The sequence below is a fragment of the Citrobacter cronae genome (assembly GCF_016893685.1).
In the GTDB taxonomy this organism is placed as follows: Bacteria; Pseudomonadota; Gammaproteobacteria; order Enterobacterales; family Enterobacteriaceae; genus Citrobacter; species Citrobacter werkmanii.
In genome coordinates this window covers 1,603,115-1,628,566 of record NZ_CP069763.1, presented here as the reverse complement: position 1 = coordinate 1,628,566, position 25,452 = coordinate 1,603,115, and the positions used below count along the sequence as shown (strand labels likewise).

22 protein-coding genes are annotated in these 25,452 nt (G+C 53.1%); 10 read left to right on the top strand and 12 right to left on the bottom strand.

The features are described from left to right. Positions 1 to 170 precede the first annotated feature (170 nt). Positions 171 to 2,591, top strand: coding sequence for a glycerol-3-phosphate 1-O-acyltransferase PlsB (gene plsB / locus JSN25_RS06940; RefSeq protein WP_038636254.1), 2,421 nt, complete (start codon positions 171 to 173; stop codon positions 2,589 to 2,591). A 54-nt stretch (positions 2,592 to 2,645) separates the two neighbouring features. Here plsB and ubiA read toward each other — a convergent pair whose 3' ends face one another. The 5 genes from ubiA to malK form a co-directional block, all read right to left on the bottom strand. Next, entirely contained in the window at positions 2,646 to 3,518 is an 873-nt protein-coding gene (gene ubiA / locus JSN25_RS06935; protein ID WP_003826589.1) for a 4-hydroxybenzoate octaprenyltransferase, read from the bottom strand. Positions 3,519 to 3,531: 13 nt separating this feature from the next. Beyond that, a complete protein-coding gene (gene ubiC, locus JSN25_RS06930; protein ID WP_038636252.1) occupies positions 3,532 to 4,029 on the bottom strand; it encodes a chorismate lyase in 498 nt (165 codons plus the stop codon). Between the two features lie 180 nt (positions 4,030 to 4,209). After that, the gene (gene malM / locus JSN25_RS06925) at positions 4,210 to 5,157 is read right to left on the bottom strand and encodes a maltose operon protein MalM (protein ID WP_204525557.1); all 948 of its coding nucleotides are present in this window, start codon (positions 5,155 to 5,157) and stop codon (positions 4,210 to 4,212) included. Between the two features lie 113 nt (positions 5,158 to 5,270). Beyond that, the gene (locus JSN25_RS06920) at positions 5,271 to 6,626 is read right to left on the bottom strand and encodes a maltoporin (RefSeq protein ID WP_038636248.1); all 1,356 of its coding nucleotides are present in this window, start codon (positions 6,624 to 6,626) and stop codon (positions 5,271 to 5,273) included. A 91-nt stretch (positions 6,627 to 6,717) separates the two neighbouring features. Then, entirely contained in the window at positions 6,718 to 7,827 is a 1,110-nt protein-coding gene (malK, locus tag JSN25_RS06915) for a maltose/maltodextrin ABC transporter ATP-binding protein MalK (RefSeq protein ID WP_038636246.1), read from the bottom strand. A gap of 360 nt (positions 7,828 to 8,187) precedes the next feature. On the opposite strand from malK, the gene malE reads away from it, so the two are divergent. The 4 genes from malE to xylE all read left to right on the top strand — a co-directional run bounded on the left by malE (position 8,188) and on the right by xylE (position 13,757). Then, a complete protein-coding gene (gene malE / locus JSN25_RS06910; RefSeq protein WP_032940895.1) occupies positions 8,188 to 9,378 on the top strand; it encodes a maltose/maltodextrin ABC transporter substrate-binding protein MalE in 1,191 nt (396 codons plus the stop codon). A gap of 130 nt (positions 9,379 to 9,508) precedes the next feature. Further along, positions 9,509 to 11,053, top strand: a complete 1,545-nt coding sequence (gene malF, locus JSN25_RS06905; protein ID WP_038636244.1) for a maltose ABC transporter permease MalF — start codon at positions 9,509 to 9,511, stop codon at positions 11,051 to 11,053. Between the two features lie 14 nt (positions 11,054 to 11,067). Then, positions 11,068 to 11,958, top strand: a complete 891-nt coding sequence (gene malG, locus JSN25_RS06900) for a maltose ABC transporter permease MalG (protein ID WP_038636242.1) — start codon at positions 11,068 to 11,070, stop codon at positions 11,956 to 11,958. A 323-nt stretch (positions 11,959 to 12,281) separates the two neighbouring features. Continuing rightward, the gene (xylE, locus tag JSN25_RS06895) at positions 12,282 to 13,757 is read left to right on the top strand and encodes a D-xylose transporter XylE (protein WP_038636240.1); all 1,476 of its coding nucleotides are present in this window, start codon (positions 12,282 to 12,284) and stop codon (positions 13,755 to 13,757) included. A 45-nt stretch (positions 13,758 to 13,802) separates the two neighbouring features. Here the strand turns inward: xylE and psiE are convergent, their stop codons facing one another. After that, complete coding sequence (psiE, locus tag JSN25_RS06890; RefSeq protein ID WP_003031674.1) at positions 13,803 to 14,213, bottom strand: phosphate-starvation-inducible protein PsiE; 411 nt, start codon at positions 14,211 to 14,213, stop codon at positions 13,803 to 13,805. Between the two features lie 139 nt (positions 14,214 to 14,352). On the opposite strand from psiE, the gene JSN25_RS06885 reads away from it, so the two are divergent. Both JSN25_RS06885 and JSN25_RS06880 read left to right on the top strand, forming a co-directional pair. Then, on the top strand, positions 14,353 to 14,862 hold the full coding sequence (locus JSN25_RS06885) for a GNAT family N-acetyltransferase (RefSeq protein ID WP_038636237.1): 510 nt from the start codon (positions 14,353 to 14,355) through the stop codon (positions 14,860 to 14,862). 13 nt (positions 14,863 to 14,875) lie between these two features. Further along, positions 14,876 to 15,328 carry an acyltransferase gene (locus JSN25_RS06880; RefSeq protein ID WP_069325179.1) on the top strand — a complete coding sequence of 151 codons (453 nt, stop codon included), beginning with the start codon at positions 14,876 to 14,878 and terminating at the stop codon, positions 15,326 to 15,328. Positions 15,329 to 15,402: 74 nt separating this feature from the next. Here JSN25_RS06880 and JSN25_RS06875 read toward each other — a convergent pair whose 3' ends face one another. From JSN25_RS06875 to pgi, 5 genes are all read right to left on the bottom strand, one after another. After that, positions 15,403 to 17,499 carry a YjbH domain-containing protein gene (locus JSN25_RS06875; protein WP_199980401.1) on the bottom strand — a complete coding sequence of 699 codons (2,097 nt, stop codon included), beginning with the start codon at positions 17,497 to 17,499 and terminating at the stop codon, positions 15,403 to 15,405. Continuing rightward, positions 17,499 to 18,236, bottom strand: coding sequence for a capsule biosynthesis GfcC family protein (locus JSN25_RS06870; protein ID WP_204525556.1), 738 nt, complete (start codon positions 18,234 to 18,236; stop codon positions 17,499 to 17,501). Before JSN25_RS06870 ends, JSN25_RS06875 begins: the two co-directional genes overlap by 1 nt. After that, on the bottom strand, positions 18,233 to 18,871 hold the full coding sequence (locus tag JSN25_RS06865) for a YjbF family lipoprotein (RefSeq protein WP_204525555.1): 639 nt from the start codon (positions 18,869 to 18,871) through the stop codon (positions 18,233 to 18,235). Before JSN25_RS06865 ends, JSN25_RS06870 begins: the two co-directional genes overlap by 4 nt. 117 nt (positions 18,872 to 18,988) lie before the next feature. Beyond that, on the bottom strand, positions 18,989 to 19,231 hold the full coding sequence (yjbE, locus tag JSN25_RS06860; protein ID WP_003826562.1) for an exopolysaccharide production protein YjbE: 243 nt from the start codon (positions 19,229 to 19,231) through the stop codon (positions 18,989 to 18,991). Positions 19,232 to 19,652: 421 nt separating this feature from the next. Further along, positions 19,653 to 21,302 carry a glucose-6-phosphate isomerase gene (gene pgi, locus JSN25_RS06855; protein ID WP_085049586.1) on the bottom strand — a complete coding sequence of 550 codons (1,650 nt, stop codon included), beginning with the start codon at positions 21,300 to 21,302 and terminating at the stop codon, positions 19,653 to 19,655. Between the two features lie 314 nt (positions 21,303 to 21,616). On the opposite strand from pgi, the gene lysC reads away from it, so the two are divergent. The 3 genes from lysC to JSN25_RS06840 all read left to right on the top strand — a co-directional run bounded on the left by lysC (position 21,617) and on the right by JSN25_RS06840 (position 24,401). Beyond that, entirely contained in the window at positions 21,617 to 22,966 is a 1,350-nt protein-coding gene (gene lysC / locus JSN25_RS06850; RefSeq protein WP_038636225.1) for a lysine-sensitive aspartokinase 3, read from the top strand. 92 nt (positions 22,967 to 23,058) lie between these two features. Beyond that, a complete protein-coding gene (gene panS / locus JSN25_RS06845; RefSeq protein ID WP_121529824.1) occupies positions 23,059 to 23,985 on the top strand; it encodes a ketopantoate/pantoate/pantothenate transporter PanS in 927 nt (308 codons plus the stop codon). 143 nt (positions 23,986 to 24,128) lie between these two features. Continuing rightward, positions 24,129 to 24,401, top strand: a complete 273-nt coding sequence (locus JSN25_RS06840) for a YjbD family protein (RefSeq protein ID WP_003826541.1) — start codon at positions 24,129 to 24,131, stop codon at positions 24,399 to 24,401. Here JSN25_RS06840 and rluF read toward each other — a convergent pair. Continuing rightward, positions 24,398 to 25,273: a 23S rRNA pseudouridine(2604) synthase RluF gene (rluF, locus tag JSN25_RS06835; RefSeq protein ID WP_085049584.1), complete on the bottom strand. Its 876-nt coding sequence runs from the start codon at positions 25,271 to 25,273 to the stop codon at positions 24,398 to 24,400. The two genes, JSN25_RS06840 and rluF, sit on opposite strands and share 4 nt — an antisense overlap. Positions 25,274 to 25,452 lie beyond the last annotated feature (179 nt).

Genomic DNA, 25,452 nt, shown 5'->3' with positions numbered 1-25,452 from the left:
AAAAAGAACCTTTTTACATTATTAGCGTCAATGTCATTGTAACGTTACCCCGTTTGTTTCAGGGTGTGGCAAAGCAGCGCGAAGTATGACCGGATACACCAGAAATTCACTAAACTTTCTGATATCCTTGCAGCGCATTTGCATTATTAACCAGAGGCTTTACATCGTTTATGTCCGGCTGGCCACGAATTTACTACAAATTACTGAATTTACCATTAAGCGTACTGGTAAAAAGCAAGTCTATTCCGGCGGAACCCGCACCGGAATTGGGGCTCGATACTTCTCGCCCCATTATGTACGTCCTACCGTACAACTCCAAAGCAGACTTGCTGACGCTGCGCGCCCAATGTCTGGCGCACGATCTCCCGGATCCCCTGGAACCGCTGGAGATAGACGGAACTCTACTGCCGCGCTACGTGTTTATTCACGGCGGCCCACGTGTCTTCACCTATTACACGCCAAAAGAAGAGTCTATTAAGCTGTTCCATAACTATCTCGACTTGCATCGCAGCAATCCAGACCTGGATGTGCAGATGGTGCCGGTTTCGGTAATGTTTGGCCGTGCGCCTGGACGCGAAAAAGGCGAGGTCAACCCGCCGCTGCGTATGCTGAACGGCGTACAAAAATTCTTTGCTGTGTCCTGGCTGGGTCGCGACAGCTTTGTCCGCTTCTCCCCGTCGGTTTCCCTGCGTCGCATGGCGGATGAACACGGTACAGATAAAATTATCGCCCAGAAATTGGCGCGCGTAGCGCGTATGCACTTTGCACGCCAGCGCCTGGCCGCAGTCGGTCCGCGCCTCCCTGCCCGACAGGATCTGTTCAACAAGCTGTTGGCCTCAAAAGCTATCGCGCGCGCGGTAGAAGATGAAGCGCGCAGTAAAAAAATCTCCCACGAAAAAGCGCAGCAAAATGCGATAGCGCTGATGGAAGAGATTGCCGCCAACTTCTCCTACGAGATGATCCGTCTGACAGACCGTATTCTGGGCTTTACCTGGAACCGTCTGTATCAGGGGATTAACGTTCATAATGCAGAGCGTGTACGCCAGTTGGCGCACGATGGCCATGAAATCGTCTATGTTCCGTGCCACCGCAGCCATATGGACTATATGCTGCTGTCGTACGTGCTGTATCATCAGGGTCTGGTTCCGCCGCACATCGCGGCAGGCATCAACCTGAATTTCTGGCCAGCAGGTCCCATCTTCCGCCGCCTGGGCGCGTTCTTTATTCGTCGTACCTTCAAGGGCAACAAGCTTTATTCCACCGTTTTCCGCGAATACCTGGGCGAGTTGTTCAGCCGCGGCTACTCGGTTGAGTACTTTGTCGAAGGCGGTCGTTCACGTACTGGTCGTTTGCTCGACCCGAAAACCGGCACGCTGTCGATGACCATTCAGGCGATGCTGCGCGGCGGTACGCGTCCGATTACCCTCGTACCGATCTACATCGGCTACGAGCACGTCATGGAAGTGGGCACGTATGCGAAAGAACTGCGGGGCGCGACGAAAGAGAAAGAGAGCCTGCCGCAAATGCTGCGTGGCTTAAGCAAGCTGCGTAATCTGGGTCAGGGTTACGTTAACTTTGGCGAGCCGATGCCGTTGATGACTTACCTCAACCAGCATGTGCCGGAGTGGCGTGAATCTATCGATCCTATCGAGTCTATCCGTCCAGCCTGGCTGACGCCGACGGTAAATAACATTGCCGCCGATCTGATGGTACGCATTAACAACGCAGGCGCGGCCAACGCCATGAACCTGTGCTGTACCGCGTTACTGGCTTCCCGCCAGCGCTCTCTGACCCGTGAGCAGTTGACTGAACAACTCGATTGCTATCTGAGTCTGCTGCGCAACGTACCGTATGCCCCGGATGCGACGGTTCCTGCGCAGAGCGCCAGTGAACTAATTGACCATGCCTTGCAGATGAACAAGTTTGAGGTCGAGAAAGACACCATTGGTGACATCATCATTCTGCCGCGCGAGCAGGCGGTATTGATGACGTACTACCGCAACAACATTGCGCATATGCTGGTTCTGCCTTCGTTAATGGCGGCCATCGTAACCCAGCATCGTCATATTTCACGCGCCGCGCTGCTGCAGCATATTGAAGCGCTATACCCAATGCTGAAAGCGGAGCTGTTCCTGCGCTGGGAGCGTGACGAACTCGCTGGCGTGATCGACGAACTGGCCAGCGAAATGCAGCGCCAGGGACTCATCACCCTGGACGATGACGAACTGCATATCAATCCGGCCCGCTCCCGTACGCTACAACTGCTGGCGGCGGGTGCTCGTGAGACGTTGCAGCGCTACGCTATTACCTTCTGGCTACTGAGCGCTAACCCATCTATCAACCGTGGTACGCTGGAGAAAGAGAGCCGCACCGTGGCTCAGCGTCTTTCTGTCCTGCACGGCATTAACGCGCCGGAATTCTTCGACAAGGCCGTGTTCAGCTCTCTGGTGCTGACGCTGCGTGACGAGGGATATATCAGCGATACCGGAGATGCCGAACCGGAAGAGACGATGAAGATCTATCAGATGCTGGCCGAACTGGTCACGTCGGATGTGCGTCTGACCATCGAGAGCGCCACACAAGGCGAGTAAGCATAAAAAAACCGGTCGAAATGACCGGTTTTTATTTTGCAGGCTAAGCCAAACTCAAAAATGCCAGTAGCTCATTGCCAGGCCTAAGAACAGCACCAGACCAACATAGTTATTGTTCATAAACGCTTTAAAACAGGCGTCACGTTCACGGTTGACGATCAGTTTCTGCTGATACACAAACAGCGCCCCAGCCACTAACAGAGACCAGTAATAGCCCAGTCCCAACCCGTTTAACCAGCCCACCAGCGCCATCAGCACCAGCACGCCCACCTGCAGGATACCAATAATCAGCTTGTCGTTCTGGCCGAACAGAATCGCGGTCGATTTAATACCGATCTTCAGGTCATCATCGCGGTCAACCATTGCATACTGCGTATCATAGGCCACCGCCCAGAGGATATTGGCGAGGAACATCAGCCAGCAGCTCAGCGGTACGGACTCGCTCACGGCGGCGAACGCCATCGGGATCGACCAGCCAAACGCCGCCCCCAGCACCACCTGCGGCAGATGCGTATAGCGCTTCATAAACGGGTAAACCCACGCCAGCGCTAATGCCGCAACGGACAACAAAATGGTCATCGTATTGAGCGTCAATACCAGCAGGAAGGCCAGCAATACCAGTACGACAAACAGCGTTCGGGCTTCTTTCTCGGTGACAGCCCCGCTCGGCAGCGGTCGATTCGCGGTACGCTTAACGTGGCCGTCAAACTTCCTGTCGGCATAGTCATTCACCACGCATCCGGCAGCGCGCATTAACCATACGCCGGCGACAAAAACCGCCAGGATCCACAGTTGCGGCATGCCAGGGGTTGCTACCCATAATGCCCACAGCGTAGGCCAGAGCAGCAGTAAGGCGCCGATTGGCTTATCCGTACGCATCAAGCGGTGAAACGCCAGCAGCTTATTCTGCGTCAGACTCCACTCCATCTTTATCTTCCTCTCAGTACAACGGCGATGCAGGCAGAAAAAGCTCGGTAAGCATCAACGGCTTACCGCTCAGCCGCAGGCGGGAACGACGCCCCCACAGCGCTGCATCGCGGCCAATCTCAATAAAATCTCGGGTCAATGTCGATGACGTAAACAGGTAGCGTCCGAGCGGGGTTTTCCCCAGGTTTTGTAAGGCCAGTTCAGGGCCACACAGGGTGGATTCAGGCACCACGGTACGCCCGGCAAGCCAAGGTTCACCATCCGCGCATAACAGGATTTCGCGTAACCAATAGCGGGACTCTTTAGGCAGCAGCGTCAGTTCTTCAGCCACCTCATTTTGCCCAACGAACGCTTCGCGAATCAACGTGACGGTGACTTCTTTGCCCTGCTGCTCAAAACGTTTGGTCATGGAATCTTCCAGTAACAACCAGTCGAGCAGTTGCGGGTCCAGCGCCGGGATCGCATCAAAATAACGCAGCGCACGCAGTTGCGTTAACGCAGGGTGTGGCATGCCTTACTCTCCGATTTATAACCTAAAGGCATTGTATCGCAGAAAAGGCATTACGGGGTGAGCAAACACAATTAAGTGATCGGCAGAGCAACATAAGCGTAACAATTCGCACTGAAGGATAAAAAAAGGTGCGCCAGGAGACGCACCAGTTGTTGCAAAATCAACAATGTGGGGTGATGTTTACCCCTTGCCTTTTACACTGCTGATAAAGGTGGATCGGGCTGATTTGGATCCCAGACGTTCAGCTTCATCAAGCAGCTTCAGCGCTTTATCGACATCGCCTTTCGCCACGGCATCCTTAATCGCCTGATTAAAATAGCTTTCGGTGTCGTTCAGCATCGGCTCACTTTTCTTCACCGGCTGCGGCGCAGGAGTGGCAACCGCTGCTGCCGGAGCAGCATAAGTCACTGCAGGCGCTGCGGTATTGCCGACAGTGACAGGGCCAGGGCCGGAAGAACCGAACAGCGGCCCGACCAACACACTGGAGGACGAGCTGGTTTTGACTTTCAATTTCAACAGACCATCGGTGGTATGACGCGCGATCGGGTCCGGAATATCGGGTACGGCGTTACCGACGCCCTTGGCATAGGCTTTTGCCGGATCAAGCAGGGTCGTGGTCTGCTGGAGGTCTTTATCCGTCGTAAAGACCAGAACATAAAGCTTTTGCTGGCCCAGCGCTGGCGTCAGACGCATTACGCCTTCCAGGCGATCGGCACTCATTACGCCGGGCTCCTGGTAGGTGAAATAGCTGCTGGGGAAGAACGCAGATGGCGTCATGTTCTGATCAAGAATTAAGACGTTTGGCGCAAATACGCTGGTTTGTTTGTTTACTTCGCTGGTTAGCGTCAGAGTTAACTCGCCAATATTGGCCGGTACGCTCCAGGCCGCGACCGGACCGGTAATTCCAGCAACATCCAAACGCTGGCCCGCGCTCGCAAGCTGCGTGGACTGAGTTTTGGATTGATCAACAGGCGTCCAGGTTAGCTGTTGCAACGCAGCAGTGGGAATAGCAGGCGCCGCGGTGGTGTTCTGCGGAACAATATTCACATCGGCCAGGCTGATGCCAGGCGCGCTGGCAAATAACCCTGCAGATAAACAAAGGGCAACGAGACTTTTCTTCATTTTCATTGTTATCACCTCAGATAGCATGGGTTCAGCGGTGGCCAGGCAATAGCGCGCTAAACCGTAATCAAGAGGGGCTTACGCCCCTCTTTCGGTCTTTACGTCAGGTTAGTGCTGAATTACCACCAGATTTCCATCTGAGCACCGAAGGACCACTCATCGCTGTCACCACGGCTGGTGGTGCTGATACCAGAGTTCGTTGCAGCTGCATATTTGGTTACGTCGTTACCATTTTTGACGTAGCCCCACTCCTCATCCCACTTGGCATAGGTTGCGAAGACACGAATTGCCGGGCGGGACCAGATGCTGTCGCCAGCCTGCCACTGTTGCGCGAGGGTGATTTTGTACTGGCTGTTGCGATCGCCAGTCTGCTGAGATTTGACGTTGTCGTAGCCGACTTCCATCAGGGTGCTCATGATTGGCGTCCATTTGTACATCGGGCGGATACCGACGGTGTACCATTCGGTACCCAGATCGTTATCCATATCGAGGTTCTGGTACATACCGACGTACATCAGATCCCATTTGTCGCCCAAGGAGATGGCGCCGTGGTCGAGAATACGCACCAGGCTACCGTTGTTATTAATCACGTTATTGGCGTAATTGGTTTTACTACCATCTGGATTAGTAATGGTGAAGGAAGAAGAACCGTAAGAACCCTGGTTCAAACCTTTACCCTGCGTGGTCATGGAGTCTGTCGCGTACTGAACAACAAACTTGTTGTAGCCCTTCAGCATGCTCTGAGTATGTTCAGCGGTGAACATCCAGCCATCTTTTGATGCGCCGTCTGCCAGGCTGTAATCATCTGTCGTATTCGCACGACCGTAGTCAACACCCAGTTCCAACATACCGTCAGTGTTCGTTGCCAACTGCGCTAAACGAACGTCAAATACGTCGTTGGCGGTATCTTTGGTACGATCATAGATATTCTGGCTGCTGAACGCGTATGAACCACCCGCTTCCTGAGAACGGCTCGCGGCCAGAGACAGTTTACCGAAGCCCAGATCGATGTTTTCAATACCGGCGCCAGGACCTGAAATATCCCAGTAGTAGAAGTCGATCATGTGCACGTCATGACGTTGGTAGAAGCGCTTACCGGCCCAGATAGTAGAGCCTGGCAGCCATTCAATCAGGTTTTTACCCTGCACGTTGGCTTCACGGAAGGCTGGATCAGTTCCTTCCCAGTCATTCTGCTGTGCTACGGAGTAGGCGACGTTGGTGTCGAAGTAGAAGCTCTTATCGCCTTCTTTCCACACTTCCTGACCTAATTTGATTTCCGCATAGGTTTCACATTCGTTACCGAGACGGTATTTACTTTGTGCACCTGTTGCCTGGAAACATTGTTGTTCGCCGCCGCTACCCGTCCAACCGATACCGGAACGAGCATAACCATGGAAATCCACAGCCATTGCCTGAACAGACATAATGCCTGCTGCCACAGCAACCGCCAGAGGAAGTTTGCGCAGAGTAATCATCGTTCTATCTCCTGAGATCATTGCTTTTCTTTAAACGCTGCCACCTTCTGAAACTGCGAATGGTTTTGCGTTTCGTTTTTTTATGGGGACCTTAAACGCCCGGCTCCTGGTGCAACCGACGACATGCAGTGCCATCCTCACGGAACAGATGGCAACGCTCTGGCGGCAGGCCGATAGCGAATGTGGCACCCTCTTCTACCAACACCACGTCGTTCTGGCGGTAAACCAGGTTTTGACGGATGGCGGGGATCTGGATATGAATTTGTGTTTCGTGACCAAGTTGTTCGACCACCTGGACTTCACCTTCAAGGGTGACATCGGCGATTTCGCTGGGCAGCAGATGTTCCGGGCGGATACCTAAAGACATATTGGCGCCCACCTGAACGCGGGCACTGTCGACGGGTAACCAGACTTGCTGGCGGTTTGGTAATTCAACCTGCACCTGATCAATTGCCGTTGCGGTAACTTTCACCGGCAGGAAGTTCATCTTTGGCGAACCGATAAAGCCCGCGACAAAGCGGTCGGCAGGATAGTGGTACAGCTCCAGGGGTTTACCGACCTGCGCCACACGACCGGCATCCAACACCACAATTTTGTCTGCCAGGGTCATCGCTTCGACCTGATCGTGGGTGACGTAAATCATCGTGCGGCCAAGACGTTTATGCAGGCGGGAGATTTCAATACGCATCTGGACGCGCAGCGCGGCGTCAAGGTTCGACAACGGTTCGTCCAGCAGGAATACTCGCGGCTCGGCAACCAACGTACGGCCAATCGCCACACGCTGACGTTGTCCGCCGGAAAGCGCTTTCGGTTTACGGTCCAGCAGGTGCGCCAGTTGCAGAACTTCAGCTACCTGATTAACGCGCTGGTTCATTACCTCTTTTTTCGCGCCGGCCAGTTTGAGGCCGAACGACATGTTTTCCGCGACGGATAAATGGGGGTATAACGCATAGGACTGGAAGACCATGCCCACACCGCGTTCGGCGGGCGGAATATCGTTCATCCGGGTCTCCCCGATAAACAGGTCGCCGCTGGTGATGGTTTCAAGTCCGGCGATCATACGCAGCAAGGTCGACTTACCACAGCCTGATGGTCCGACAAACACCACGAATTCCCCTTCGTGAATGTCGAGATTGATATCCTTCGATACCACCACGTCACCCCAGGCTTTCGTTACATTTCGCAGCTGTACGCTCGCCATGCCCTTCTCCCTTCGTTACAACCTGTCATCGACAGCAACATTCATGATGGACTGACTATGCGTTATCCCTCACGGGCGTGAATCCTCCACCCCCCAGCTTTTTTATGGGGGAGGAGGCGGGAGGATGAGAGCGCAGCGTCTGAGACCCGGACCACCAGCCTCAGAGGAATTTCGTGATGCAGCTTGCAAAAATGGGTGGGGTTTTATGTGCGCCAGTGCGCAATACTCACATTTATGTAACACAGATCACATAAAGAACGGGTGGGGCGTAGGTGTAAGGAGGATGGAAAGAGGTTGCCGTATAAAGAAACTAGTACCCGTTAAGCCACCTCTGCAAAATCACCAAACAGGATGGGAACTATGAATATCAAAACTGGCGCACGCATCCTCGCATTGTCTGCATTAACGACGATGATGTTTTCCGCCTCGGCTCTCGCCAAGATTGAAGAAGGTAAGTTGGTCATCTGGATTAACGGCGACAAAGGCTATAACGGCCTCGCTGAAGTGGGTAAAAAATTCGAGAAAGACACGGGTATCAAAGTTACGATTGAGCACCCGGACAAGCTGGAAGAGAAGTTCCCGCAGGTTGCCGCGACTGGCGACGGCCCGGACATCATCTTCTGGGCGCATGACCGTTTTGGCGGCTACGCACAATCTGGCCTGCTGGCTGAAATCACCCCAGACAAAGCGTTCCAGGACAAGCTCTATCCGTTCACCTGGGATGCCGTACGCTATAACGGCAAACTGATTGCGTACCCGATCGCCGTGGAAGCGCTGTCGCTGATTTACAACAAAGACCTCGTTCCGAACCCACCGAAAACCTGGGAAGAAATTCCGGCGCTGGATAAAGAGCTGAAAGCGAAAGGTAAATCCGCGCTGATGTTCAACCTGCAAGAACCGTACTTCACCTGGCCGCTGATTGCCGCCGACGGCGGTTACGCGTTCAAGTTTGAAAACGGCAAGTACGACGTGAAAGACGTGGGCGTGGATAGCGCTGGCGCGAAAGCGGGCCTGACCTTCCTGGTCGACCTGATCAAAAACAAACACATGAATGCGGATACCGACTACTCCATCGCCGAAGCGGCCTTTAACAAAGGCGATACCGCGATGACCATCAACGGTCCGTGGGCGTGGTCCAACATCGATAAGAGCAAGGTGAACTACGGCGTTACGCTGCTGCCAACCTTCAAAGGCAAGCCGTCTAAACCGTTCGTTGGCGTACTGAGCGCGGGTATCAACGCCGCCAGCCCGAACAAAGAACTGGCGAAAGAGTTCCTCGAAAACTACCTGTTGACCGACCAGGGTCTGGATGAAGTGAACAAGGACAAACCACTGGGCGCGGTTGCGCTGAAATCCTTCCAGGAACAGTTAGCGAAAGATCCGCGTATCGCGGCCACCATGGATAACGCCCAGAAAGGCGAAATCATGCCGAACATCCCGCAGATGTCCGCATTCTGGTATGCCGTGCGTACCGCAGTGATCAACGCCGCCAGCGGTCGTCAGACCGTCGATGCCGCGCTGAAAGACGCGCAGGGTCGTATCACCAAGTAATACAGTTGTGAACGTGCCGGATGGCGGCATACATGCCTTATCCGGCCTACAACGTATGTAGGCCGGATAAGCGCAGCGCCATCAGGCACGCTGACCAACAGGTTTTCATTGTTGTTGAGGATTGAACCCCATGGATGTCATTAAAAAGAAACACTGGTGGCAAAGCGACATGCTGAAATGGTCAGTAATGGGTCTGCTTGGTCTGCTGGTCGGTTACCTTGTTGTTTTGATGTACGCTCAGGGGGAGTATCTGTTTGCCATCATGACGCTAATTTTAAGCTCTGTTGGCCTGTATATTTTCGCTAACCGTAAAGCCTATGCCTGGCGCTATGTTTATCCTGGCGTGGCCGGTATGGGGCTGTTTGTCCTGTTTCCGCTCATTTGTACCATCGCCATTGCTTTTACCAACTACAGCAGCACCAACCAACTGACCTTTGAACGTGCTCAACAAGTCCTGATGGATCGTTCTTATCAGGCAGGTAAAACTTACAACTTTGGCCTGTATCCGGCGGGTGATGAGTGGCAACTGGCCCTCACCGACGGTGAAACGGGAAAAAATTATGTTTCCGACGCCTTTAAATTTGGCGGCGAACAGAAGCTGCAGTTAAAAGAAACCGAGGCTCTGCCAGCGGGCGAACGTGCGACGCTGCGCATCATCACCCAGAATCGTCAGGCGCTGACTCAGCTAACAGCCATTCTGCCGGACGAAAGCAAAGTCATCATGAGTTCACTGCGTCAGTTCTCCGGTACGCAGCCGCTCTACTCCCTGGCCGATGATGGGACGCTCACCAACAATCAAAGCGGCGTGAAGTACCGCGCTAATAACGATATTGGTTATTATCAGGCCATTAACGCAGACGGTAGCTGGGGTACTGAAAAACTCAGCCCGGGCTATACCGTCACCATCGGCTGGGACAATTTCACTCGCGTATTTACCGACGAGGGCATCCAGAAACCGTTCTTCGCCATCTTTGTCTGGACGGTAGTGTTCTCAGTCCTGACGGTGATTCTGACCGTGGCTGTAGGTATGGTGCTGGCCTGTCTGGTGCAGTGGGAATCTCTGAAGGGCAAAGCGATTTACCGCGTCCTGCTGATTCTGCCCTACGCCGTACCGTCGTTTATCTCGATTCTGATTTTCAAAGGGCTGTTCAACCAGAGTTTTGGTGAAATCAACATGATGCTCAGCGCGCTGTTTGGTATCAAGCCGGCCTGGTTTAGCGATCCAACCACCGCGCGTTCGATGATTATCATCGTTAACACCTGGCTGGGTTATCCGTACATGATGATCCTGTGCATGGGGCTGCTGAAAGCGATTCCTGACGATCTGTATGAAGCCTCGGCAATGGACGGCGCGGGTCCGTTCCAGAACTTCTTTAAAATTACATTACCGCTGCTGATTAAGCCGCTGACGCCGCTGATGATCGCCAGCTTCGCCTTTAACTTTAATAACTTCGTGCTGATTCAACTGTTAACCAACGGCGGCCCGGATCGCCTCGGTACCACCACGCCTGCCGGTTACACCGACCTGCTCGTCAGCTACACCTACCGTATCGCCTTTGAAGGCGGCGGCGGTCAGGACTTCGGTCTGGCGGCGGCGATTGCCACGCTGATCTTCCTGCTGGTAGGCGCACTGGCCATCGTGAACCTGAAAGCCACGCGTATGAAGTTTGATTAAGGGAGATAACGACAATGGCTATGGTCCAACCGAAATCACAAAAGTTACGTTTATTCGCAACGCACTTAGGGCTGCTGATTTTTATCGCGGCGATCATGTTCCCGCTGCTGATGGTTATCGCCATTTCGCTGCGTGAAGGTAACTTCGCTACCGGCAGCCTGATCCCGGATAATATTTCCTGGGAACACTGGAAACTGGCGCTGGGCTTTAGCGTAGAACATGCGGATGGCCGCGTCACTCCGCCGCCGTTCCCGGTGCTGCTGTGGCTGTGGAACTCGGTGAAAGTCGCCACCATTACCGCGATTGGTATTGTGACGCTTTCCACCACCTGTGCTTACGCCTTTGCCCGTATGCGCTTCCCGGGTAAAGCGACCCTGCTGAAAGGGATGCTAATCTTCCAGATGTTCCCGGCGGTGCTGTCTCTGGTCGCGTTGTACGCCTTGTTTGACCGCCTGGGCCAGTACATTCCATTTATCGGCCTGAACACTCACGGCGGCGTGATCTTCGCCTATCTCGGCGGTATCGCGCTGCATGTGTGGACAATTAAGGGCTATTTTGAAACCATCGACGGTTCGCTGGAAGAAGCGGCCGCGCTGGATGGCGCCACACCGTGGCAGGCATTCCGCCTGGTACTGCTGCCGCTTTCCGTACCGATTCTGGCGGTCGTGTTTATTCTGTCATTCATTGCCGCTATTACTGAAGTACCGGTCGCGTCACTGCTGCTGCGTGATGTGAACAGCTACACCCTTGCGGTAGGTATGCAGCAGTACCTCAATCCACAGAACTACTTGTGGGGCGACTTTGCCGCCGCTGCTGTACTTTCCGCTATTCCGATCACTCTGGTGTTCCTGCTGGCACAGCGCTGGCTGGTCAACGGCCTGACGGCGGGTGGTGTGAAAGGTTAAGTTTTATCGAAGTACCTGCCCGGCAACGGGCAATGCCACTGCAACCCTCAACTTATGTTATCCCAACCTGTGACTGTTATTCGGCGCTCTACAGAGCGCCCTTTTTTATGTTATTTTGCATTGCTGTTACGATTATTTCCTTTCGTGGCCCCCATCACTGCAATTATATTTACCACCTGAAAACAGACAAATTAAACAGAATTAAGATCACAGAAAAGACAAAACATAATTGCAATGTAAAAAATGATAATTGTCTTCCCTACCTGTTAAATCCACCATCACGACACTGATCAAAAGAGCTGTATCCTCTAAGGCAGGTCTGAATGAACACCCAATATAATTCCAGTTATATTTTTTCGATTACATTAGTAGCAACATTAGGAGGGCTATTATTCGGCTATGACACCGCCGTCATATCCGGAACGGTAGAATCCTTAAATACCGTGTTTGTCGCCCCGCAACATTTAAGTGAATCCGCCGCCAACTCGCTGTTAGGCTTTTGCGTTGCCAGCGCGTTGATTGGCTGCATCATCGGCGGTGCGCTGGGCGGTTATTGCAGTAACCGCTTCGGTCGCCGGGACTCGCTGAAAATCGCCGCCCTGCTGTTCTTTATTTCCGGTATTGGTTCTGCGTGGCCAGAATTAGGATTTACCACGATTAACCCAGATAATGCCGTGCCTGTTTATTTGGCCGGATACGTCCCCGAATTTGTTATTTATCGCATCATTGGTGGTATTGGCGTTGGTTTAGCCTCAATGCTCTCACCGATGTATATTGCAGAACTGGCTCCAGCGCATATTCGTGGGAAACTGGTTTCCTTTAACCAGTTCGCCATTATTTTTGGTCAACTGCTGGTGTATTGCGTTAACTATTTTATTGCCCGTTCCGGTGACGCTAACTGGCTGAATACCGATGGCTGGCGATATATGTTTGCTTCCGAAAGCATTCCCGCCCTGCTGTTTTTACTGTTGCTGTACACCGTACCAGAAAGCCCGCGCTGGCTGATGGCGCGTGGCAGACACGAGCAGGCGGAGGGCATTCTGCGCAAAATTATGGGCAACAGCCTCGCCACCCAGGCCATGCAGGAGATCAATCAGTCACTGGAGCATGGCCGTAAAACCGGCGGACGCCTGTTGATGTTTGGTGTGGGCGTTATCGTCATCGGCGTGATGCTCTCCATCTTCCAGCAGTTTGTCGGTATTAACGTCGTGCTGTACTACGCGCCGGAAGTGTTTAAAACGTTAGGGGCCAGCACCGATGTGGCGCTCTTGCAGACTATTATTGTCGGCGTAATCAACCTGAGCTTCACCGTGCTGGCAATCATGACGGTGGACAAATTTGGTCGCAAACCGCTGCAAATAATTGGCGCATTGGGTATGGCTCTTGGGATGTTCAGCCTTGGCACCGCGTTTTACACCCAGGCTTCCGGGCTGATAGCGCTGCTGTCGATGCTGTTTTACGTCGCCGCATTCGCCATGTCCTGGGGACCGGTTTGTTGGGTGCTGTTGGCAGAAATCTTCCCGAACGCGATTCGTGGCAAAGCGCTCGCCATTGCCGTCGCCGCTCAGTGGCTGGCGAACTACTTCGTCTCCTGGACCTTCCCGATGATGGACAAAAATTCGTGGCTGGTTTCCCATTTCCACAACGGTTTCTCCTACTGGATTTACGGTTGTATGGGTATTCTGGCGGCGCTGTTTATGTGGAAGTTCGTGCCGGAAACCAAAGGCAAAACGCTGGAAGAACTTGAAGAACTGTGGGAACCCGCAGCAGAGAAAACCCAGCCAGCCTCTGCGCAGTAACCCTGACATACAACACGCCGCAGCCGGATTGCGGCGTGTTGTCTTTTACTCTCGCTTCAGCCGTTTAGAGTTACACAGCCACAGCGTAATCACCAACAGCAGGATCGCCGCAGAATAGATCAATACATCCATCGGCGCTTTATGATCGACGATGATCAACCGCACAATTGCGGTGATCCCGATATAAACAAAGTAGCGCAGCGGAAAGTGAAATCCTGACTGAAAGTACTTCACAATCAGCGCGATAAATTCAAAATAGAGAAAGTAAACCACCAGCCCTTCCACCAGCTCATACTTGCTGGTCTGTTCAGGCGCGAACAGTACATCCGCCAGGTGTAGCGTTTCTTTCCCAAGGAATACAACCAGGATCAGGCCCAGACTCAACAGCCCCAGATTCAACACGGTCTGCAAGATGGTGGAGATAAACTCCACGCGCGGACGAGATAGCGACGTCATAACGGCCCCTCCTGTTCAGTAACAAGGTTCCTGTATAACGCAGAAATGTGACAGAGATCTACATTTTTTGTTTATGTTTTGTGCAGCTCAATAATAGTGCAACAATGCTTCTGACACTAACTTCTTGAACGTAATAGAAATGCTTAAGATTGAAATGGCAACCGTCGACGATGCCAGCTTGCTAAGCGCAATGGGCTATATCAGCTATCGACATCACTTTGCGCCTTTGTGGAAAAACCCGAGCGAGCTCGACGCTTATCTTGAGCAGGAATATTCCTTACCAGCGATATCCAGCAGTCTGGCCGAACCCGGAACCTTCTGGCTTATCGCCTTTGCCGACGCGCCGGTTGGCTTTGCCAAATACAGTCTCCGCCACTCTATTGATCCAGAAGGGCGTTCAGGGGCATTGCTACATAAGATCTACCTGATGCCAGATGCAACGGGCAAACAGTACGGTGAGCAGCTTTTTGCCGAAGTTATTCGCCAGGCCAAAGAGCAGGATGAAAAATGGCTCTGGCTTGAGGTACTGGCTGATAATCCTAAGGCACGGCAGTTCTATGAACGGCAAGGGATGACGCTTGTGAAGGAAACTGCTTTCACTACCGCCTCCCAGACCAGTATTTTGTACGTTATGGAAAAGCAGATTTAAGAGGATATAAATGATGAATATTCGTCAATCCGCTGTCCGCAACGTCACGTGCGGTGAGAATGTGGTGGTTTATGAACCGGCGAACCTGTACGACTGCATACTGGAAGACAACGTTTTTGTCGGACCATTTGTTGAAATCCAGGGCAACACGCAGATTGGCGCAGATAGCAAAATTCAGTCGCACACCTTCATCTGCGAATATGTCACCATCGGTTCCCGCTGTTTTATCGGTCATGGCGTGATGTTCGCTAACGATATGTTTCGGCAAGGAAAACCCAATGCCGACCGCACCAGTTGGGGAAGAATTACGATTGGTAATGATGTCTCGATCGGCAGTGGGGCGACCATTCTGGCAGTCACAATCTGCGATGGCGCAGTCATCGGCGCGGGAAGCGTGGTGACAAAATCGATTACCGAGAAAGGCGTGTACGCGGGCAACCCGGCAAAATTATTGCGTCGTTTGTAAGTTGCCGGATGGCGGCATAAATGCCTTATCCGACCGACAATGTAGGCCGGATAAGCGCAGCGGGCGATCAAGCATTAACGGAAGTTCTCGCTTCTGTCGCTGGTCATATCATACAGACCAAACTTACGTCCAAGCTGCTGCCCACCGTCACGCGTCAACGGTGTCCAGCCAATCGCCGCACGACTGCGGGTTGGACCTGAAGAGAAGAGATCCAGCGGCACGGAAACGTACACCCCTTTGGTAAAATCGCCCTCTCCGTACTCATCCGGCGAGGCGTCGGTGATGGTCGCATAGCCGCCCACCACCACACCGCTGTCGAAGCGTTTGGCAATTTCCAGCGTGCCACCCTTATCTCCCGCCAGATACTGGCCGACGCTGGCTTTCACCAGTACATCCTGGGCGAATGAAGGATTCCAGTAAGCCGTCAAATGCCCGGTCTTCACGCTGTAGTCGGTGAATTTCATCATATCCTGCGCGCTACGCCAGTCACGCTGTTTCACATAGTTGGCGTCAATGCCAAACGCCCAGTTGCTGTCTAACGGACGATACAACACTTCTGCCCCCGCCCCGCCGTACATGGTCTCCAGGTAACCAGCGTAAACCTGTCCGTAGAACCCGTTTCCGAGTGACTGGAAGTAGTTGGCCTGCAGGTTATTCACGTAGACATCGTTTTGCACATACTCGCGCACATGAGTACGCACGCGTGGTAAATGCGAATCCTGCGGCGGGTTGGTGTAGTTAAATTTGTCATAGTTATTGGCGAGGTTGGCGAACAAACTCCCGGTGGTCAGCAGATGATCGGTCACCCACCAATCCGCAGTTCCCATTACGCCCAACTGGTACATATAGAAGTTTTCCGGGCCGCCCACCGACTGATTGAGCACCGGATCGATATGAAAATCAAAGCGAGACTTATCAATATACCAACCCTGCTCGGTCGTTTTCGGCACCACGGGCTCAACGCGTTTTTGCGCCAGTTGTGTTTCATGACCCAGCGGCTCACCTTCCAGGTGTCGCTTAAGGCTGGAAGCATCCGTTTCGGTCGTCACCTGCGGCAAGTTAAGGCGATTTTCGGTAATCCGGATCGTGCGGATCCCGTCGGGAAGATCGTTCATCACGATCCGATTGGCGCGTTCGATCCCTTCTCGCGAATCACGGTATTTCACCTGTTCGCCGGTCACATACAGCGTATCGCCCTGTACCTGGATTTTGGGATCCGCCAGCCCGGCGTTATATTTCAGCAGCGTTAACTGATTCGCCACTACCGAATGTTGCAGAATCGCATCCTGCGGCTGTGGTTGATACTTCGGACGGGCGTTATCGTTATAGTTTGGTCGCAAGTCGTTGAAGTTAGTTCGCAGCGTAAACCCAAACATAAAGGTGTTCCCGCGCTCATAGCTGAGGTTAACGTCGGCCCAATCGGTGACGCGATAGATAGCGCCGACGTTAAACTTGCTCTTTTGATCCAGCTTGCCCGCAAAATCCTGCTGGTAATTATTGCCTTCATACTCCAGTTTCAGGCGCAGCGGCTGCCAGGGTGTCTGATATTCCACGCCGCCAAATAACGATGCCGGACCATGAAACATCTGACTGCCGTCAATAGAACCAGCCTGCTTGTAGCTGTTATCGCGATGACAGAATTTATCGCTGTATGAGCAAAACGGATTGCTAACGTTGCCGCTGGTGCCAAGATACCCCCAGCCCAGACCGAGCGAGAAATCAAACGGGCCCCAGGCTTTATTCGCCACAATATACTCCGCATCAAACAGACCCGTCCCGCCAATATCCCGCGCGCCAACGGCCACCTGCGGCATCCAGTAGCTCTCTTCCCACAGCCGCAGTTTGAGATCAAACGCTTTATCCTTGTATGTCTGATCGCCAGAAAATGACTCCACGCTGCTGTATTTTTTGGTACGCACATCGGTATAGCGCAGCGTGGTTTCCAGCCAGGGGAACAGTTGCACCGACGCAGAGTAGTAGCGGTACTGATCGTTGTCCCGGTAGTTGAGGCTCATTTCCCCTTCACGCGCCATCCGTGCTGTCGGGGTTTGCAGCAGGCCCACGCCGCCAAAATCGGACTGGGATGGACCAATGGGCGCAGGCCATGTTTCACCGTGACAGGCAACGCTTACGCCCAGCGCCAGTAAGCTGAGCAGATAAGTTTTTCTCATTATTCAGGTATCCGCTGGGTCAGGGTGTGAAGAATATCGGCATTGATTTCATCCGGGGTACTGCTCCAGAAGGCATCAGAGAGTCCGACAAAAATGATGCTGCCGGGCATCGGCTCAACGTGACGTTTGTTCCAGTAAGCGATAGGAACTTTTTGCGAACGTCCATCGGGATAGATGACCCACGCGTAGCTGCGATCCGCTCCGCTGAGCCGACTTTGCCCATCGAGATAGCTGGCGACATCACGCCCGGGCATAAACGGTTGTTTACCCGGACGGCTTAGCAAACCAAACAATGTGATATCCGTTGGCTGCGATCCAACCCATAGCGTGTAGTTGCCCTGCAACGGCGGGTTGCCTCGCTCGCTGACGCGCACCACATCCGGGTCAAGGTTAATGTTCTGTCTGCCGGTCACCTTCAGCGCCTGAATTTGCTGGCGTAATGCGTTGATAGCCGCCGCATCGTCACCGCTTTCTTCAGCACTCAGCGCTGCCAGACGAGCCAGTAGTGTCTGCCGCTGGCGTTCTGCCGCTGCCGTTGCCCGCTCTTCGCTGATGACCGCTCCGGGCCACCAGCTATTACTCAGCCGCGGCTGTCCAACCAGATCGATCAGACGCTCCGCACCGGTCAATATTTTGGGTTCAGCGCTGCCTGCAATCATGACTTTGACATTGCCCGCAGCAAAAACAGAGGGTGCGCTCAGGCTAAAAACCAGCGCCATTACGGCTCGTTTCATCATGATTTTGCCGCCTTAATCAGGGTGGTTTTCACCGGGAAGAAGTTAGCTCCCAGATACTGTTCCGACTGACGGATTTGCCCTTCGCTATCGATCCAGTAGCGGTTATGCCAGCGCGTTTGATCGGTCGTTATCTCTTCATCAAGGATGCGCACTGGCGTTTCATCGCTGCCGACCTGAATACTGTCAGTGCCATCCCATGTGAAAACAGAGCGGGCGGTGGCATAGCGCACCTGCTGATGTTCAGTCCAGCCCATCGTGCGGGTCCATGTTGCGCCATCGGCTATCTGATTGGGTTTGACGAGCGGGTCCGCTGCCAGATTATTCACCTCAATCAGGTTGTCACCGCCGAGCTGCGTTTTCACAATGCGCCCATACTGCGTGACGAGAATGGCCTGATCCTGAGTCACCCATTTCTGTTGTCCGTTTTCTGCAAACGCGAGTACGACAAACAGCTGTGGACCACCATTGAGCTGCATATACTGGCTGGCGTAGGGCATGTTTTGGATTTCATCATCCGTCATCTGAACGCCGGGAGTACCAAACACACTCTCCCACAGCGAATGGCCCAGCCCTTCGGTGGTGGCCGAGCACGCCTGTAGTAACAGGCAAACCAATATGAGCGCTGGTCGCTTCACGACACTTCTCCGCATTATTGCCGGGTGCGCAACGCTTACCCGGCCTACAAATCCCGCAGGCTTTTGGCAATTCAAAATAACCACACCGAAGTGTGGTTAGAATTAAACGTACCGGTATTACTGGGTACTGGTGGTTGTCGTGGTTGTCGTTCCGGTATTAGAACCATCACCACCACCGGTCGCCGCAAGGGCCACCCCCACCGCAGAACTTACGGTGCTCACGCTGGTGGCAGAGGAACTTCCTGCCGAAACCGACGCGGCAGCCGACCCTGCAGCTTCACCCACCTGAACGGGGGCAGCATAGACAGAGGTCGCCGCAAGCGCAGATATAGCCCAAAGGCCATACAGAACTTTTTTCATCACAAATTCCCTTCATTTAATGAATGGAGATTTACCCAAAAGAATTTCGGGCGAGATCGAGTATACACAAGCCAAAGTGTGCAAATTACGACTGGCGGGAATTTAGGATAATGAGAAATGAAAGTAGATTGCTATTATTAGTTAATAACATTAAACAGCAAAATCAATCAGTTAAAATATACACACCAGAAATACAATATCCGTAAATTCTGAAAATAACAGAAATGAAATTCCGTTAAGTTAATTATTTTAGGATTAAGCTCAATTAGGGTGTGAAGCAAAAACGTAGATATCCTGGAGCAATCTTATAAAAAAAGCCGATATTAATATCGGCTTTTTTATTTCATTAATGCCGGATGGCGGCTAAACGCCTTATCCGGCCTACAAATGTGTGCCTGTAGGCCGGATAAGCGCAGTGTCATCAGGCGCGCCAGGACTTATAACGGTTAATCAAACCGTTAGTCGAGCAATCATGGCTGGTAATCTCTTTATCATCATTCAGCTCCGGCAGGATGCGATTTGCCAGCTGTTTGCCCAGCTCCACGCCCCACTGGTCGAAAGTGAAGATGTTCAGGATTGCGCCCTGAGTAAAGATTTTGTGCTCATACAGCGCAATTAGCGCCCCCAGGCTGAACGGCGTGATTTCACGCAGCAGGATGGAGTTGGTCGGGCGGTTGCCTTCGAACACTTTGAACGGCACCACGTGTTCCAGCGTTGCCGGATCTTTACCCTGGTCGCGGTATTCCTGCTCAACCACTTCACGAGATTTACCGAACGCCAGCGCTTCAGTCTGAGCAAAGAAGTTAGACAACAGTTTCGGATGGTGATCCGACAGCGGGTTGTGGGTGATAGCCGGGGCGATGAAATCGCACGGCACCATTTTTGTACCCTGGTGGATCAGCTGGTAGAACGCATGCTGGCCGTTAGTCCCCGGCTCACCCCAAATGATCGGGCCGGTCTGGTAATCCACCGCATTGCCGTTACGGTCCACGTATTTACCGTTGGATTCCATATTGCCCTGCTGGAAGTAGGCCGCGAAACGGTGCATATACTGGTCATACGGCAGGATCGCTTCGGTTTCAGCACCGAAGAAATTGTTGTACCAGATACCGATCAGCGCCAGCAACACCGGCAGGTTTTTCTCCGCCGGGGTAGTGGAGAAGTGTTTGTCCATCGCGTGCGCGCCGGACAGCAGCTCAACGAAGTTGTCGAAACCGACGGACAGGATGATCGACAGACCAATCGCTGACCACAGGGAGTAACGGCCGCCAACCCAATCCCAGAATTCGAACATATTGGCGGTATCAATACCGAATTCGCCAACCGCTTTACCGTTGGTGGAGAGCGCCGCGAAGTGTTTGGCAACGTGCTTGTTGTCGCCCGCGGTCGCCAGGAACCAGTCACGCGCGCTGTGGGCGTTAGTCATGGTTTCCTGGGTGGTGAAGGTTTTAGATGCGACCAGGAACAGCGTGGTTTCCGGGTTCACTTTCTTCAGTACTTCAGCGATGTGCGTCCCATCGACGTTAGACACAAAGTGCATGTTCAGATGGTTTTTGTACGGACGCAGCGCTTCGGTCACCATGAACGGACCAAGGTCGGAACCGCCGATACCGATGTTCACTACATCAGTAATGGCTTTGCCGGTATAGCCTTTCCAGCTTCCGGAGATGATCGCTTCAGAGAAGGATTTCATCTTCTCCAGCACCGCGTTCACTTCCGGCATCACATCTTTGCCGTCAACGATGATTGGGGTATTGCTACGGTTACGCAGCGCCACGTGCAGCACGGCACGGTCTTCGGTACGGTTGATTTTCTCACCGGAGAACATGGACTTGATGGCGCCTGCCAAATCGGTCTCTTTCGCCAGATCCTGCAGTTTAGCCAGCGTCTCTTCAGTGATGCGGTTTTTGGAGAAATCCACCAGCATCAGATCGTCAAACGTCGCGGAAAATTTGGTGAAACGATCGCTATCTTTCGCGAACAGATCGGCGATAGTAACGTCTTTTATCTCTTCAAAGTGTTTTTGTAGTGCCTGCCAGGCTGAGGTCTGCGTTGGATTGATGTTTTTCATTAGCAATACTCTTCTGATTTTGAGAATTGTGACTGAGATCGATTGTAACGCCAGTCACAGAAAAGTGTGATTGTTTTAATGCCATTGCCAGGGCATCCGCCAAACGAGGCTACAAAGTATAGCCGTTATCAGCATTGTTATTAGTACCGTTACTCAACGCAGTTGCAGCATGAAAAATCCGCATAATCCCAGCGTTGACAGTGCAAGCTACACATTTTATTTATAAATACGGTATTTGCATTTGCGCCTGCACCGGTTTCCGTTCTGCCTTATGTGCCATGGTCGCTCTATTCACTCCCTGACACGAGGTAGTTATGACTGATGTAGTTGTCTCCAAGTTTGGCGGTACCAGCGTGGCGGACTTTGATGCCATGAATCGCAGCGCTGATGTGGTGCTTTCTGATGCGAACGTCCGGTTAGTGGTGCTCTCCGCATCGGCAGGTATTACCAACCTGCTGGTTGCTCTGGCGGAAGGGCTGGAGCCAACCGAGCGCTTCGAAAAACTCGACGCCATTCGCCAAATTCAGTTCAATATTCTGGAACGGCTGCGTTATCCAAACGTGATTCGTGAAGAGATCGAACGCCTGCTGGAAAACATCACCACGCTGGCAGAGGCGGCGTCACTGGCGACCTCAACCGCGCTGACCGACGAACTGGTCAGCCACGGTGAGCTGATGTCTACCCTCCTGTTTGTTGAGATCCTGCGTGAGCGCAACGTCCAAGCGCAGTGGTTTGACGTGCGTAAAGTGATGCGCACTAACGATCGTTTCGGTCGTGCAGAACCCGACGTCGCGGCGCTGGCCGAACTGGCAACGCTTCAGTTAGCCCCACGTCTGAGTGAAGGTCTGGTGATTACCCAAGGCTTTATCGGCAGCGAAAGCAAAGGCCGCACCACCACGCTGGGACGCGGCGGCAGTGATTATACGGCCGCCCTGCTGGCTGAAGCGCTGCACGCAACGCGCGTCGATATCTGGACCGATGTTCCCGGCATTTACACCACCGATCCGCGCGTCGTTCCAGCCGCTAAACGTATTGATGAAATCGCCTTCGAAGAAGCCGCGGAAATGGCGACCTTCGGCGCGAAAGTGCTGCACCCGGCAACCCTGTTACCTGCCGTACGTAGCGATATCCCGGTGTTTGTTGGCTCCAGTAAGGATCCAAAAGCAGGCGGTACGCTGGTATGCAATAAAACCCAAAATCCACCGTTGTTCCGCGCCCTGGCCCTACGCCGTAAGCAAACGCTGCTAACGCTGCATAGCCTGAATATGCTGCACTCTCGCGGCTTTTTAGCGGAAGTGTTCGGCATCCTGGCGCGCCACAACATCTCGGTAGATTTAATTACCACATCGGAAGTCAGCGTGGCGCTGACGCTGGATACCACCGGTTCAACGTCTACCGGCGATACGCTGTTAACACAGTCTCTGCTGATGGAACTGTCTGCCCTGTGTCGGGTTGAAGTGGAAGAAGACCTGGCGCTGGTAGCGCTGATTGGTAACGACCTGTCCAAAGCCTGCGGCGTGGGTAAAGAGGTGTTCGGCGTACTGGAGCCATTCAACATCCGCATGATTTGCTACGGCGCGTCCAGCCATAACCTGTGCTTCCTGGTGCCAGGTACCGAAGCCGAACAGGTGGTACAGAAGCTGCACCATAATTTGTTTGAATAATATTTCATCACGCGATAAACAATAACTATAGCCGGGCTCGAACCCGGCTTTTTTATAACAACACAACACATTTCAATCGCAAGGAATATAACATGCTCGCTACTCTGACGCGGCTGTTCCCATTATGGGCGCTGCTGCTCTCTGTTATTGCGTATTACACGCCCCCCACCTTTACACCTGTCGGGCCATTCGTGCCGTCGTTACTGATGCTGATTATGTTCGGCATGGGCGTCCATTTGAAGGTGGATGACTTTAAACGTGTACTCTCACGTCCTGCGCCGGTCGCCGCGGGTATTTTCCTGCATTATCTGGTGATGCCGCTCGCCGCCTGGATTTTGGCGCTGGCTTTTAATATGCCGCCGGAACTGTCCGCAGGCATGGTGCTGGTCGGTAGCGTCGCCAGCGGAACAGCGTCTAACGTCATGATCTATCTGGCCAAAGGCGATGTGGCGCTCTCCGTGACTATTTCATCCGTTTCAACGTTGGTCGGCGTTGTCGCCACACCGCTGCTGACACGGCTGTATGTCGATGCGCATATTCAGGTGGATGTGATGGGTATGCTGCTGAGTATTCTGCAAATCGTGGTCATTCCGATTGCCCTGGGACTGGTCATTCACCATCTGTTCCCACGCGTCGTAAAAGCCGTCGAGCCGTATCTGCCCGCGTTTTCTATGGTGTGCATCCTGGCGATCATCAGCGCCGTCGTGGCAGGCTCCGCTTCGCACATTGCGTCCGTCGGCTTTGTGGTGATTATCGCCGTTATCCTGCATAACACCATTGGCCTGCTCGGCGGCTACTGGGGCGGAAAACTGTTTGGTTTCGACGAGTCGACCTGTCGTACGTTAGCTATCGAAGTGGGCATGCAGAATTCAGGGCTGGCCGCTGCGCTGGGCAAAATCTACTTTGGCCCTCTCGCCGCCCTGCCCGGTGCGCTGTTCTCCGTCTGGCACAACCTTTCTGGTTCGCTATTGGCAGGCTACTGGTCCGGTAAACCGATTAAAGAGAAAGCACGCCGCTAATTGTCGGCTGTAGGCCTGATAAGTGTAGCGCTATCAAGCATAGTGCGTACACGTCGCCGGATGGCGGCTAACGCCTTATCCGGCCTACCCAGCCTCTGCACTTTGCCGTACACTGAGGATATCGGCTAACAGAGGGCACCCCTATGGCACTCCCCCGCATTACCCAAAAAGAGATGACCGAGCGCGAGCAGCGTGAACTGAAAACGCTGCTCGACCGCGCGCGCATAGCGCATGGTCGGCTGCTGACCAACGCAGAGACCAACAGCATCAAGAAAGAGTACATTGATAAACTGATGGCCTTGCGCGAAGCGGAAGCAAAAAAAGCCCGCCAGTTAAAGAAAAAGCAGGCTTATAAACCGGATGCGGAAGCATCGTTTTCCTGGTCAGCGAATACGCCAACGCGCGGCAGACGTTAACGCCCTTTCTTCTTACGCCCCGGCGAGGTAAAGCGTTTGCCGTTTGCTGCCGGGCGCGATTTCTCTTTCTCCGCAGATTTTTCGATTTTCACTACCGGGCGCTTAATGCCTGCGGTTTTTGGCTTCGCTTTCGCCTTCGGTTTGGCTTCCGAGGACGAGTTCTCGATCAGCTTAAAGAGTTCGATCAGTTCGTCATCCGTCAGGTCGCGCCATTCGCCAAGCGGCAGGCCGGATAAACTAACGTTCATGATACGCGTACGCTCAAGTTTGGTAACTTCATAGCCAAAGTGCTCGCACATGCGGCGGATCTGGCGGTTCAGCCCCTGAATCAGCGTAATGCGAAACACAAACGGCGCTTCTTTCTTCACCTTACATTTTTTGGTGACGGTACCGAGAATAGGCACACCGGCCCCCATCCCACGGATAAAGTCATCAGTGACCGGCTTATCGACCGTCACCAGATACTCTTTTTCGTGATCGTTACCGGCACGCAGGATTTTATTCACCAGGTCGCCGTGGTTGGTCAGAAAGATAAGTCCCTGGGAATCTTTGTCCAGACGACCGATTGGGAACACACGCTTGCTGTGATTCACGAAATCAACAATGTTGTCGCGCTCGCTGTCTTCGGTGGTGCTGACAATCCCTACCGGCTTGTTCAGCGCGATAAAGACCAGATCTTCCGCTTCACGCGGCTCAATCAACCGACCATTCACTTTTACGACGTCGCCAGGCATCACCTGATCGCCGATGGTGGCGCGTTTACCATTCAGGAAGACATTCCCTTGTTCGATAAAGCGATCCGCCTCGCGACGCGAGCAGATTCCGCTTTCACTGATGTATTTGTTTAATCGGATAGATGAGTCGGGCAGCATAGTTTCTCCTGTATACACTTCATCCTTTAAGCTGTCTCTGCGTTGGCTGCCCTCACTCACCCAGGTCGCATAGCAATCTATGCTCCCAGGGATTCGCTCCCTTGCCGCCTTGATACAACTTGAATGACTTTGTGTATTAAAAGCGAAATATACCCTACCTTGTGGGCGATAAAAAAGAA

Bases quoted from the DNA above. Each gene is read 5' to 3' on its own strand.
- plsB (WP_038636254.1), top strand. From the start codon at position 171: ATGTCCGGCTGGCCACGAATTTACTACAAATTACTGAATTTACCATTA.
- ubiA (WP_003826589.1), bottom strand. From the start codon at position 3,518: ATGGAGTGGAGTCTGACGCAGAATAAGCTGCTGGCGTTTCACCGCTTG.
- ubiC (WP_038636252.1), bottom strand. From the start codon at position 4,029: ATGCCACACCCTGCGTTAACGCAACTGCGTGCGCTGCGTTATTTTGAT.
- malM (WP_204525557.1), bottom strand. From the start codon at position 5,157: ATGAAAATGAAGAAAAGTCTCGTTGCCCTTTGTTTATCTGCAGGGTTA.
- JSN25_RS06920 (WP_038636248.1), bottom strand. From the start codon at position 6,626: ATGATTACTCTGCGCAAACTTCCTCTGGCGGTTGCTGTGGCAGCAGGC.
- malK (WP_038636246.1), bottom strand. From the start codon at position 7,827: ATGGCGAGCGTACAGCTGCGAAATGTAACGAAAGCCTGGGGTGACGTG.
- malE (WP_032940895.1), top strand. From the start codon at position 8,188: ATGAATATCAAAACTGGCGCACGCATCCTCGCATTGTCTGCATTAACG.
- malF (WP_038636244.1), top strand. From the start codon at position 9,509: ATGGATGTCATTAAAAAGAAACACTGGTGGCAAAGCGACATGCTGAAA.
- malG (WP_038636242.1), top strand. From the start codon at position 11,068: ATGGCTATGGTCCAACCGAAATCACAAAAGTTACGTTTATTCGCAACG.
- xylE (WP_038636240.1), top strand. From the start codon at position 12,282: ATGAACACCCAATATAATTCCAGTTATATTTTTTCGATTACATTAGTA.
- psiE (WP_003031674.1), bottom strand. From the start codon at position 14,213: ATGACGTCGCTATCTCGTCCGCGCGTGGAGTTTATCTCCACCATCTTG.
- JSN25_RS06885 (WP_038636237.1), top strand. From the start codon at position 14,353: ATGCTTAAGATTGAAATGGCAACCGTCGACGATGCCAGCTTGCTAAGC.
- JSN25_RS06880 (WP_069325179.1), top strand. From the start codon at position 14,876: ATGAATATTCGTCAATCCGCTGTCCGCAACGTCACGTGCGGTGAGAAT.
- JSN25_RS06875 (WP_199980401.1), bottom strand. From the start codon at position 17,499: ATGAGAAAAACTTATCTGCTCAGCTTACTGGCGCTGGGCGTAAGCGTT.
- JSN25_RS06870 (WP_204525556.1), bottom strand. From the start codon at position 18,236: ATGATGAAACGAGCCGTAATGGCGCTGGTTTTTAGCCTGAGCGCACCC.
- yjbE (WP_003826562.1), bottom strand. From the start codon at position 19,231: ATGAAAAAAGTTCTGTATGGCCTTTGGGCTATATCTGCGCTTGCGGCG.
- pgi (WP_085049586.1), bottom strand. From the start codon at position 21,302: ATGAAAAACATCAATCCAACGCAGACCTCAGCCTGGCAGGCACTACAA.
- lysC (WP_038636225.1), top strand. From the start codon at position 21,617: ATGACTGATGTAGTTGTCTCCAAGTTTGGCGGTACCAGCGTGGCGGAC.
- panS (WP_121529824.1), top strand. From the start codon at position 23,059: ATGCTCGCTACTCTGACGCGGCTGTTCCCATTATGGGCGCTGCTGCTC.
- JSN25_RS06840 (WP_003826541.1), top strand. From the start codon at position 24,129: ATGGCACTCCCCCGCATTACCCAAAAAGAGATGACCGAGCGCGAGCAG.
- rluF (WP_085049584.1), bottom strand. From the start codon at position 25,273: ATGCTGCCCGACTCATCTATCCGATTAAACAAATACATCAGTGAAAGC.